Annotated in this window: 8 protein-coding genes; 2 read left to right on the forward strand and 6 right to left on the reverse strand. The window is 41.1% G+C overall.

Annotated elements, in window-relative coordinates:
• Positions 1-288: 288 nt before the first annotated feature.
• Positions 289-669, reverse strand: coding sequence for a VOC family protein (locus C7Y70_RS04320; protein WP_099293182.1), 381 nt, complete (start codon positions 667-669; stop codon positions 289-291).
• A gap of 139 nt (positions 670-808) precedes the next feature.
• Here C7Y70_RS04320 and C7Y70_RS04325 point away from each other — a divergent pair, with 139 nt between their 5' ends.
• Positions 809-2,833: a S9 family peptidase gene (locus C7Y70_RS04325; RefSeq protein ID WP_135473505.1), complete on the forward strand. Its 2,025-nt coding sequence runs from the start codon at positions 809-811 to the stop codon at positions 2,831-2,833.
• Positions 2,834-3,455: 622 nt separating this feature from the next.
• On the opposite strand, the gene C7Y70_RS04330 is transcribed toward C7Y70_RS04325, so the two are convergent.
• Positions 3,456-5,057 carry an isocitrate lyase gene (locus C7Y70_RS04330; RefSeq protein ID WP_135473506.1) on the reverse strand — a complete coding sequence of 534 codons (1,602 nt, stop codon included), beginning with the start codon at positions 5,055-5,057 and terminating at the stop codon, positions 3,456-3,458.
• Between the two features lie 238 nt (positions 5,058-5,295).
• On the opposite strand from C7Y70_RS04330, the gene C7Y70_RS04335 reads away from it, so the two are divergent.
• Positions 5,296-7,479 (forward strand): malate synthase G, encoded by a 2,184-nt coding sequence (locus C7Y70_RS04335; RefSeq protein ID WP_135473507.1) that lies wholly within the window; start codon positions 5,296-5,298, stop codon positions 7,477-7,479.
• 339 nt (positions 7,480-7,818) lie between these two features.
• On the opposite strand, the gene C7Y70_RS04340 is transcribed toward C7Y70_RS04335, so the two are convergent.
• The 4 genes from C7Y70_RS04340 to C7Y70_RS04355 form a co-directional block, all read right to left on the reverse strand.
• Positions 7,819-8,550, reverse strand: coding sequence for a YebC/PmpR family DNA-binding transcriptional regulator (locus C7Y70_RS04340; protein ID WP_135473508.1), 732 nt, complete (start codon positions 8,548-8,550; stop codon positions 7,819-7,821).
• A gap of 160 nt (positions 8,551-8,710) precedes the next feature.
• Complete coding sequence (locus C7Y70_RS04345) at positions 8,711-9,334, reverse strand: HAD-IA family hydrolase (protein WP_135473509.1); 624 nt, start codon at positions 9,332-9,334, stop codon at positions 8,711-8,713.
• Between the two features lie 202 nt (positions 9,335-9,536).
• Positions 9,537-10,052 (reverse strand): DUF6702 family protein, encoded by a 516-nt coding sequence (locus C7Y70_RS04350; protein WP_135473510.1) that lies wholly within the window; start codon positions 10,050-10,052, stop codon positions 9,537-9,539.
• Positions 10,052-12,493, reverse strand: a complete 2,442-nt coding sequence (locus C7Y70_RS04355; RefSeq protein WP_135473511.1) for a M1 family metallopeptidase — start codon at positions 12,491-12,493, stop codon at positions 10,052-10,054. The genes C7Y70_RS04350 and C7Y70_RS04355 overlap by 1 nt, the downstream gene beginning before the upstream one ends.
• Positions 12,494-12,627: the final 134 nt, after the last annotated feature.

A 12,627-nucleotide genomic window follows, 5' to 3' on the forward strand; every position in this document is an offset into this window, starting at 1 on the left:
ACGCAGTTAGCGTTGAAAGTAGCCGCTGAAGATAGATTTATTATCCAGAGTTCAGATTATTTAGATTTTGCTCTTTGTTCACCTATTCACGGTTTAATTTAAATACACTATATGAATGAAATAGGCTGTGATTCCCAGTTCATCCTTTAATAAGCCAAAACATTTTCATCAACTCTGAGGGAGGGGTAATATAAATCGATGCTTTAAACCTGTGGGAATTCAATGCTGACTGATTCGTGCATCGTCATAAGATAAGCTGACTGCTATTTTATCACGCGACTTTATAATTTAAGTAGTTTGTGTGAAACAAAATACATTGAGTTTATTGCCATCAAGATCACGAAAGTAACCAGCATAAAACCCTGGCATCTCACGTGGTCCAGGCGCGCCTTCATCCGACGCTCCAAGCTCTATAGCTTTAGCATAAAAGGCATCTACTTGGGCTGGGCTTGAAGCAGCTATGGCAATCATAGTGCCATTGCCTGGCGTAGCAGCTTCGTTATTATGCGGTACCGTTACTGAAAATCCTGGCTGCTCCGAGCCATTACTCCAAGCCACAAATCGGTCATTTTCTAAAAAACGCTGCGCGCCCAACTGAGCTAAAAGTTGATCGTAAAAAGCCACCGCTTTTTCTAAATCATTAGTGCCCACCATAGTGTAACCAATCATAAAAAGACTCCTTTTTTTAAATATGCATTATTAAATTATGCGTTCCACAGCCGTTTGTCCACTTCTTATCGCAATAAGGTATATTTTTCACTATTGTTACTTTATAACTTTAGAGTCTGTTTAATAACAAGGAATAAGAATGAAATTACTTTCACCTCTTGCGCTGCTGGCTACGTTGAGCTTTTGTAGCGTCGCGGCTCAATCTGATAATACCTTACAATTAGAAAGTGTATTTGATCTTGAATATGCCAACCAAATAGAAATGACCGCTGATGGCGATGTGGTTTATTTTGTCCGTAATAGAATGGATATTAAAAGCGATCGTAAAGTAAGTAATATTTGGTCAGTTAATAGCAGTTCAAAACAACTCCGACCGCTTACTTCTGGTGTGCATATGGATTATTCACCTGTGTTATCGCCAGATGAATCGCGCTTAGCATTTATTTCAACGCGTGATGGCAGTAGCCAAATTTATATAAAATGGTTAGATACCGGTGCGGTTGCAAAAATAAGTAATTTAACTCAGAGCCCAGGAAATTTAACGTGGTCGCCAAATGGTCAAAAGCTAGTATTTAGTCAGTTTGTACCTACTACCAGTGCAAGCCCCGTGTCTTTGCCCGGTAAACCAAAGGGAGCGAATTGGGCCGAGCCTGCAAAATATATTGATGACGTGTATTACCGAGCTGATGGCGGCGGTTACACTCAAAAAGGTTTCCGCCATCTGTTTGAAATTAGCGCCACTGGAGGGAATGCTAACCAGTTAACTACAGGGAACTTTGACCACGGCGGCGCATTGAGTTTCAGTATTGATGGTACAAGCCTTTATTTTTCAGCTAATCGTCATACTGATTACTTATTAAAACCAACAAATTCTGAGCTGTATAAACTTGATCTTCGCTCTTCTGAGATAACCCAGTTAACAGACAGAGTTGGGCCAGATAGCCAACCGCAGTTATCGCCTAATGGTCGTTATTTAGCCTATACCGGTTATGATGATAAAAAAACAAATTATGAAAATACCCGTTTATATATTCGCGACTTAAAGACAGGTGAAACACGTAACTTAACAACTGATTTAGACCGTAGTGTTGAAAAGATAAAATGGTCAACAAACTCCAAAGGTGTTTATTTTACTTACGACAGCGAAGGCCAAACCCTGCTCGCATATCAAGCACGCAGCGGTAAACGTAAAATTTTAACTAAAGATTTAGGAAGCATTGCATTTGGTCGTCCATACTCTGGTGGTGATTTTGATGTAAACGAAGATGGAGAAGTGGCATTTACGCTTGCAAATACGCAGCGCCCTGCCGATGTAGCCTTATTAAAGCGCGGAAAAACACAGCACTTAACCAAGCTAAACGAGGATGCGCTAGCAAACAAAAATCTCGCTAAGGTTGAAGAGATTTGGGTTAAATCAAGTCATGATGGTTTAGCTGTTCAAGGTTGGGTTGCTTACCCTCCAGGTTTTGATAAATCCAAAAAGTACCCGCTTATTCTTGAGATCCATGGTGGACCTGTGGCCAATTACGGCCCTCATTTTAGTCCAGAAGTACAATTGTTTGCTGCTAAGGGCAGCGTGGTGCTTTATATGAACCCCCGTGGCAGTGACTCATATGGTAAGCAGTTTGCACAAACAATTCATCACAACTACCCAAGCAATGATTTTGATGACTTAATGACAGGCGTAGATGCATTAATTGCAAAAGGATTTATTGATGAGTCTCAATTATTTGTCACTGGCGGCTCTGGCGGTGGTACATTAACAGCATGGGTTGTAGGTCATACTGACCGCTTTGCAGCAGCTGTTGTGGCAAAACCTGTTATCAATTGGATCAGTTTTGTACTAACTGCTGATTACTATCCGTTTTTTGCTGATTATTGGTTTCCTGGTAAACCATGGGATCATATTGAGCATTATATGAAGCGCTCACCTATCAGCTATGTGGGTAATGTTAAAACACCAACCATGCTATTAACAGGTGAAGCTGATTACCGTACGCCAATATCTGAAACCGAGCAATACTACCAAGCTTTAAAACTACAAGGTGTGGACACGGCGATGGTTCGTATTCCTGAGGCATCACATGGCATAACTAAACGCCCTTCTAATTTAATGACTAAAGTCGCTTACATCCAATGGTGGTTTGATAAACATAGTCAATAAAAGTTTCTAGTGGCTAGGTTTAGGTAAACCTAGCCACTATAGGTATTTTATCTTTTGCTATGAGCCACGGCTCACTTATTGTAAACCCCCTTTACAACAGTGATGTAAGTAACTCCTCAAATACTCAAAAAAATATCGGACTTTGTAAGTTAATTGAGTTAGTAAAATTTCGGTTTATGACATTTTTAGGTCGTTAAGTTAGTAAAAAATCGGTTTGAGTCACTGTTTACGGCGTTTGAGTTGGTAAAAAAGTGGTTTATCCTCGCTTAGAGTTGGTAAAAAATCGGTTTATATTTTTAGTTTAAAGGGCAATTACAGCTATTTCCTCTCAAAATAGTCCTTATAACCTGCCAAAAAAGCCATTCAACCACCCGTTTGATTAAAAAATAGTGAGCAAAAACGCAGCTGATTAAATTCTGATCCAAAAGTTTAGGCGCAAATTAGCAGCTAGTTAAACTCTGATCCAAATCGTAACCGTCGCACTGCCAGCTAGTTAAATCGTGATCTGAGTGAAGCTAAGCTTTGCATAATTAGCCTTTTTACTTTTTATTTTTGGTTTCGCTATCAACGTAAAAAGGGCCTTGCGGCCCTTGTAACATTGTTGACTAGGAAATATAGACTTTTAGAACTGGTTCATTGTGTTTGCTTCGCCACCGGCTTTCAGTGCATTGTCACCTGAGAAATACTCTTTGTGTGTATCGCCAATATTTGAACCTGCTAAGTCTTGGTGCTTAACAGACGCTTGCTCACGACGAATTTCTTGACGTTGAACATCACGTACATAAGCCAGCATGCCTAGGTCGCCGAAATATCCTTCTGATAATATATCAGTGCTAAGCGCCGCTGTATGGTATGTAGGTAATGTGATTAGGTGATGGAAAATGCCCGCTTCTCTTGCACCGTCACGCTGGAAGTTTTGTACTAATACATCCGCGGCCTGAGCAAGCTCTGTGCCGTCCATCTCTGGAGCCATAAGCGCTTTGTTGTCGTCAATGCTTGGGTAAGCTGATAAATCTCGTCCTGCATCTTGCCATTCTTGATACACTTGCTCACGGAATTTCAGTGTCCAGTTGAACGAAGGAGAGTTGTTATAAACAAGTTTTGCATCAGGTACTTGCTCTTTAACTCGGTTTACTAGCTCTGCAATTTGCTTAACATGTGGTTTTTCAGTTTCAATCCACAACAGATCTGCCCCTGATTGTAGGCTTGTAACACAGTCTAATACTACGCGGTCTTTTTCAGTGCCTTCACGGAATTGGTACAAACCGTTTTCCAGACGGGTTGGTTTACAAAGTTGACCGTTTAGCTTCATCGCGGTATCGCCTTCATTTAAGTCTTCAACTGTATTAATTGGCGTCGTTTCTAAAAATGCGTTGTATTGGCTCGCTAAATCCCCAGGCGTTTGTGATACAGGTACTTTTTGCGTTAAACTTGCGCCAAGTGAGTCGGTACGAGCAACAATAACACCGTTATCAATACCCAATTCTAAAAAGGCATAACGAACAGCGTTAATTTTTGCTAAAAAGTCTTCATGCGGTACTGTTACTTTACCTGCTTGGTGACCACATTGTTTTGCATCAGATACTTGGTTTTCGATTTGAATGGCACACGCACCTGCCTCAATCATCTTTTTAGCCAGTAAATATGTTGCTTCTTCATTACCAAAACCGGCATCAATATCTGCAATGATAGGCACTACATGGCTTTCAAAATTGTTAATTTTGTCAAGTACTGCCTGCACATCACCACCATTTGCTTTTGCAGCATCAAGATCTTTAAATAAATGGTCAAGCTCACGGGCATCGGCTTGTTTCAAAAAGGTATAAATTTCTTCAATCAACGCAGGGACTGAGGTTTTCTCGTGCATACTTTGGTCTGGTAATGGGCCAAACTCAGAGCGAAGCGCCGCAACCATCCAACCACTTAAGTATACATAACTGCGCTTAGTCGTTTTTTGGTGGCGCTTAATAGCCATCATCATTTGCTGTGCAGTAAAGCCATGCCAACAACCAAGTGATTGAGTGTATTGACTTGTGTCTGCATCATAAGCAGCCATGTCTTCACGCATTATGTCAGCAGTAAATTGAGCAATATCAAGCCCGGTACGAAAGCGATTTTGTAAGCGCATGCGACTTGCATACTCAGGGTTAATTGCCTGCCATGTTTTGCCCTGTGTTTCGCAAAGTGTTGCTAGGGTGTCTGTGTGCTGTTGATATGTACTCATAATAAAAATCCTTTGAACGGGTTAAGCTAATATTTATTTTGTTGTGAGAGTGGCTAGGAGTGTTTGCTCCTTAGCGGTTAACTAAACATTAGGCGGATTTTTATAATTTAGTAAATTTATAGTTATTATGCTGAGTATATTTTTTGTGAATGGCTTAAGGGCACCTATATCGCTATTTTTACGTTATGGTTAGCACATAATAAATTTATGCAGTTCGACCGTTTAAAGGATAGCAACTATGACAACCCACTCTCACAGTCAATTTGGCTTAACTGTAAATACTCAATTAGCCGACTTTATTAATAATCAATTGTTACCTGGTACTGACGTCAGCGAGCAACAGTTTTGGCAAGGCTTTGCAAATATAATTGACGAATTAACCCCAATTAACCGTGCATTGCTTGCTAAGCGCGATGCTTTGCAAGCAAAAATTGATGATTATCATCAACGCAATCCGCAATGGGATGCTCAGCAATACCACACATTTTTAAGTGAAATTGGGTATCTAGTTCCTCAACCAGAAGATTTTAAAATCGAAACTCAAAATGTAGAGCCAGAAATTGCACAATGTGCTGGTCCACAACTTGTTGTGCCTGTAAGTAATGCACGTTTTGCACTAAATGCAGCAAACGCTCGCTGGGGTTCACTGTACGATGCACTTTACGGCACGGATGTACTAACAGAAGATGATGGCGCAGAAAAAGGGTCTACCTATAACCCTGTACGAGGTTTTAAAGTCATGGCCTATGCAAGGCAATTTCTAGATAAGTCTCTGCCTTTGGAGTGTGGCTCTCACATTGAAAGCACCAATTATTCTATCGTCAATGGTCAGCTAATCATTACTTTACGTGACAGTTCACAAACATGCTTAAAACAACCTGATCAGTTGGTTGGCTTTGCCGGTGAAGCGCAAAACCCAAGTGCTATTTTACTTAAAAACAATGGGCTACATGTTGAGCTGCAAATTGACCATCAGCACCCAATTGGCAAAGCTGATAAAGCAGGCCTAAAAGATGTTGTATTAGAAGCCGCTTTAACCACCATTATGGATTGTGAAGACTCTGTAGCAGCCGTTGATGCACAAGATAAAGTTCAGGTGTACCAGAACTGGCTTGGCTTAATGAATGGCAGTTTAGTTGAGTCATTTACTAAAGGCGGGCAAACGGTAGAGCGCTCATTATCTAGCGATCGCCACTTCACTGGGCTTGATGGTAAACAATTGACACTAAAAGGTCGCAGCATGATGTTTGTCCGAAATGTTGGTCACCTCATGACAAACCCTGCAATCCAAGATAGCAAAGGCGACGATGTATTTGAAGGTATCATGGATGCGATGATCACCGTAACTGCCGCACTTCATGATTTAAATGGCCAAAGTGCAGTGAAGAACTCATCTGCAACAAGCATCAATATTGTAAAACCCAAGATGCATGGCCCTGAAGAAGTGGCATTTACAAATACTTTATTTTCGCGCGTTGAAGAAGTATTAAATCTTCCCCAAAACACCATTAAAATGGGTATTATGGATGAAGAGCGCCGTACCTCAGTAAACTTAAAGGCGTGTATTGAAGCCGCTAAGAAGCGCGTTGTGTTTATTAATACCGGGTTTTTAGACCGCACTGGCGATGAAATACACACTTCAATGCAAGCTGGTGTAGTCATGCCAAAAGCAGCTATCAAGCAACAACCTTGGATCAGCGCGTATGAAGATAGAAATGTTGATATTGGTTTACAAACAGGGCTAAGTGGCCGAGCTCAAATTGGCAAAGGGATGTGGCCAATGCCTGATAAAATGGCATTAATGATGGATCAAAAAGTTGCCCACCCACAGTCTGGTGCTAATACCGCCTGGGTCCCCTCTCCCACCGCTGCGACACTGCATGCGATGCACTATCATGATATTGATGTATTTGCCTGTCAGAAGCGCATTGCGCAGCGCAATGAAGCAAGTTTGAATGATTTACTTACCCCGCCTTTGATGGACGACCCAAGCTCGTTAAGTAAAGAAGACATCCAAGCAGAGCTTGATAACAATGCACAAGGTATTTTAGGGTATGTTGTGCGCTGGATTGACCAAGGTATTGGCTGCTCAAAAGTGCCTGACATTAACCACATTGGATTAATGGAAGACCGCGCTACACTTAGGATTTCAAGCCAACATATGGCCAATTGGCTAGCACATGGCGTATGTACTCAAGCCCAAGTTGAAAGCACAATGGCAAAAATGGCAAAAGTGGTTGATGGCCAAAATGCACATGACTCAGCGTATACTAATATGGCTGACTCACCTCAAAGCCTGAGCAATAGTATTGCCTATCAAGCTGCTCTAGCCCTTGTTATTGAAGGCACTAAACAGCCTAGTGGATATACTGAACCTTTACTGCATTCTTTTCGTATCAAATATAAAGCAATGCAGAGATAACTCCCCCTTCGAGTTTATTTGTGTCATATAGCCAGCCTCTAGGTTGGCTTTTTTTTGCTCACCCATAACTACAATGAATGGCTAACATTCAGCAATCAACAAAAAAGCGCATTAAAAATAATGCGCCTTAATAATGTATTAACTACTGAGAATGCAGAGCTCGCACAGTAGAAATAACTCTTACTAGGTTTATTCTCTGTTACGCGGCACCTTTTGTCCTCTATTGTGAGGTAGGCGCGTGTCGCGATAAATGACGACCTACGACTACGCGACGGCAATACTTGTCGGCGAGTGGCTTGGCACCGCAAACATCCTCATTTTCGCGAGGTAAATTCGCTGCTACCCTTCACTCACAACCGTTGCATTGTGATAAACGTTTTGTACATCGTCACAATCTTCAAGCATGTTGATAAACTTATCAAAGTTAGCAATATCATCTTCATCAGTGATATCTACGTGCACTTGCGGCACAAAGGTAATTTCGTCTACTTCAAAAATAATACCTTCAAATGCTTCTTCCAACGCTGTTTTTGCTTTGTAGTATTCAGTATGAGGAGCAAACACAGAAACCTTTCCATTCTCAACTTCAACATCAGTAACATCAACGTCAGCCATCATCAGCGCTTCTAACACAACTTCATCGTCATCACCACTGAAGCCGAGTACAGCTAAATGGTCAAACATATGCGCAACACAGCCTGGCGTGCCTATTTTTGATTCTGTTTTTGTGAAAGGTAAACGAACATCTTTGATGGTACGATTTGGGTTGTCGGTCAAGCAGTCAACGATAACCATACAGTTACCAGGTCCATATCCCTCATAACGGGCTGTGGAGTAATCTTCTCCTGCACCACCTGCTGCTTTTTTTATTGCATTGTCAATAACGTGGGCTGGAACTTGATCACGCTTAGCGCGGTCAATAATGCGTTTCAGCGCTTGGTTAACCTCAGGATCAGGCTCACCATTTTTGGCGACAACGTAAATTTCTTTACCGTATTTAGAATTAACTTTAGTCTTTGCATTGGCTGTTTTAGCCATTGAACTTTTGCGGACTTCAAATGCTCTGCCCATCTTGTGCCTCTGATTTAATATCGGTATTACTTATATTTTAACAACTCAGGTAGTGTTGAGCTAGTAGCTAAAATCACAATTATTCAAATTCACCTCAAATAGATGAATTACCAACCAAACTAAAGACACAAGGCAATTTAACATAATAATGATTACAGCATTAATTATGATTTAACGCGGGTGTTTTTGCTAAATCATCAATTAATTCAGCAAGCTCACTAAAGTGATGCAAAATATAATCCGCCTGCTTTGCATAATCAGGAATTACATCAGGTGCATAAAGGCAAGAGCGCATTTTTGCATTTTTAGCAGCTTGTATATCATACAAATAATCGCCAACGTAAATTAACTTGTGTTGCTCTAACTCCCACAGCGTGGCTATTGCATTTAAAGCGCTAGGGTTTGGCTTTGGTGGGGCGTCGCTGCGTGTTAGTACAGTTTTAATGGGTAATGGGTTGTTCTTGAGTTTAAGCGCAGCTGCTTGATCATAGTTTCGTGTCACTATAGCCATTGGAATACCTATTTTATTGAGGTAGTCAACAGTTTGAGCTACACCTGGCAGTAAGGTCGCATGTTGTGCATCAATAAGCTCATGCTGATGCACAATGTTCATCGCTTCTTCACGCATATAAGGAGAGGGGAGTGCGGCAATAAAACTCAGCAGGTCGTGATCCGCAGGGCAATTAAGCTGTGCCTTAATAAGCGTAAAGTCCAACTCGGAAGATACTAAGGTACCGTCAAGGTCAAAAATTACGCCTTCAATACAGTGGTTATCAATATCCATACTAATCCTTGTATATGATTGGTTTTTCATGGTATCTCTCACGTTACTTTAAGATAGTTTACGCACTTGAATATGCAAACGATCATGCATATTTTTTAGAGATTTAAAAACGCGCGCAAAACTACTGCGCGCGAAAGTTGGGATTCATAGAAGCGTTTGATTAAACTCTGGCGTTTAAACACTTAAGCATATAGCTCTTTAGTTATGGCTTTGAGGGCAACCACTCTTTAGGCTCAAAACGTGCCTCGAGCCATGTATCACTTTGCGTAAAGTGTAATGTTTTCACTTTACCTCGCCCTTCAACATTCACCATATTAACTTGAGCAGGCCAAAGATCTCTTAGCGCACCGTGACTCATTCTAATTCCTTTAATACCTTTAGGAATTGGCGCTTCTTGATACACCCAAAAGAATTTACCATCCACTTGCGCTCCCACTTCGCTAAGCTTTAAAGGCTCACCATTGAGAGTTTGAAGGGCAACATGCGATTCAACATAGTTTACGAAGCGTTGTTGATCTGCTTTATTGCTAATAATATCAGCGCCTCCTGGGAACAAATGTTCCACAGCATGTTCTGTATCATGTAAATAAAAGCGATGCATAAGCTCAATATTACTTGTTCTTTTATTGAATAACACCGTTGTTACAGATGCTTTAAGTTGATGCGCCATAGCCGGCGCAGCAATCAGCAAAGCTAAAAAAATGAGCATTATGCGCATTAATTTTGCTCCTTAGTATCGTCTTTTTCATCGTCTTTTTTAAGCTCTGTTTTGATATCTTGCATGATATCGCGACGTACTTTAGCAGTGCTCTTTTTACGCTTATAAACTTCAATACGCGAAGGGATAATTTGACGTGGATAATGATTATTTTCAACATTTACATCCGCCGTTTCCCAGCGAGGATCTACCGACACAGACACAAGGTTTTTGTCTTTATCAGTAATTATTAGCTTTTGCACATGTTTATGGTTACGGCGCCAGATCTCAGCAGGTATAGTCTGCATTTCTTTGCTGCCATCTTCATAGGTTAGTTCTAGCAAAATAGGCATTACTAGGCCGCCTACGTTTGAAAACTCAAGAACATAATAGTTTTTATCTTCTTCGATAGCGCGATCAAACACTTTACGTTCCCAAGGTTTAAGCCCCTTTAAGAACTTGTTATACGCGTTACGCTCTTTGTTGGTCACAGTAAAACGATCATTGCCATCGTAGAAATCTGTCACATCTGGGTTTTCATCAACCCATAGTTTTTTACCTTCTGCTTTATTCCGTTCAACGAAAAGCGGCATAGGCTTATCTGCTTCAATATCACGTAAACGATTAAAGTCTATATCAGGATTTTTAGTATCAAGCTGTAGTTTGTAAACTTTATCTAAAGAAATATCGACATGGTCAGTGGTATAGAACCAGCCACGCCAGAACCAATCTAAATCAACACCAGACGCTTCTTCCATGGTACGGAAAAAGTCAGCAGGAGTAGGGCGCTTATACTTCCAGCGCTGCGCATACTCTTTAAAGGCAAAATCAAACAACTCACGGCCTAACACGACTTCTCGCAAGATATTTAACGCAGCTGCCGGCTTAGTGTAAGCATTAGGGCCTAAACGTAATACACTGTCAGACTGTGTCATTACAGGCACTTGGTTTTCTGATTTCATGTAAGCAACAATATCGCGCGGCTCTACGCCCCATGGGATAGTATGATCCCACTCTCGGCCTGCCACACCATCTAAAAAGCTATTTAAACCTTCATCCATCCATGTCCATTGGCGTTCGTCTGAATTTACAATCATAGGAAAGTAGATGTGACCCACTTCATGAATTACCACACCAATCAAAAAGCGCTTCTCAGCTTGTGAATAAGTACGAGTACCGTCATCTTGTAATTCCGTACGAGGACCATTGAAGGTAATCATAGGGTATTCCATGCCACCTACAGGGCCATTTACTGATTGTGCGACAGGGTAGGGGTAGTCAAATGAAAAACGTGAATACACCTCCATGGTATGAACCACAGACTCAGTAGAATACTTTTTCCATAAATCGCCCCCTTCTTTAGGGAAGAATGACATTGCCATAACCAATGGCTGCTCATCTCCACCTTGCTGGTAGCCTTTAGCATCCCACATAAACTTACGTGATGACGCCCATGCAAAATCACGCACGTTTTCAGCTTTGAAGTGCCATGTTTTAGTTTTATCGGTGCCTTGTTTTTCGTTCTCTAAGGCTTCTTCTTCTGTCACGATAAAAACAGGGCGCTTAGCGTTTTCAGCGTCTTTTAAACGGTTACGCTGGATGCGTGTAAGTACTGAGCTTGCGTTATCAAGCTTACCTGTAGCAGATACAATATGATCAGCTGGCACCGTTAGCTCAACATCGTAATCACCGAACTCTAGAGTAAATTCACCGCTACCTAAAAAGGCTTTATTGGTCCATGCTTCGTAATCAGTGTAAGCAGCTAGGCGAGGGAACCACTGTGCAAGCAAGAATATATCATTGCCATCGTCCTCAAAATGCTCATAACCAGAGCGCGCACCTACCGCATCTTCTTCAACAATGTTAAACGCAAAGTCCATGCTAAACTCAACGTCTTTACCTGGCTTTAATGGCTCATTTAAATCAATGCGCATTAAGGTATCTACAACCGTTACCTTAAGTTCATCACCACTATCATCTTTAACATTCGCAATTGCGAAGCCGAGTTCGTTGTCACTCATAAACTGCTGGCGGCGTAACTGCCCTAAACTTAATTTGGTAGCTTTAGCATCAGGGCGCCCTTGTAATGCTGCTCCTTTAAACGTCGCAGTTCGTTCTGCAATTGAGTCACTTTTGAATATGTTTTGATCTAACTGTAACCAAAGGTATTTTAACGTATGCGGTGAGTTATTTTTATATTCTATTGTTTGACTCGCACTAAGGCGGCGTTGTTTTTCATCTAATTTAGCATCAATCTCGTAGTTTACTTCTTGTTGCCAATATTTTTCGCCCGGCTCACCCGCTGCACTTCTATATACATTAGGGGTAGGCAGCGCTTCATCTAATTGACGAAACTTATCAACAAACGACCCTTTTGTTTGCTCTACAGATGATGCAGCCACTGTACCTGAGAACGCAAGAGGCACAAGCAGTGAGCCTAAAGTAACAACCGCCTTTTTCATAATTAATCCTGTTAAATATTCGTAACCGTACTGTGTCAAATTAATCTAATAAGTTCAATTTTATAGCGACCAACCCCCCCATTAATAGGTTAAACAATTTATTAATGCTAATAAACCTGAACTCTGGATAATAA

The sequence above is a fragment of the Pseudoalteromonas sp. KS88 genome, from assembly GCF_004766475.1.
Lineage (GTDB): Bacteria > Pseudomonadota > Gammaproteobacteria > Enterobacterales > Alteromonadaceae > Pseudoalteromonas.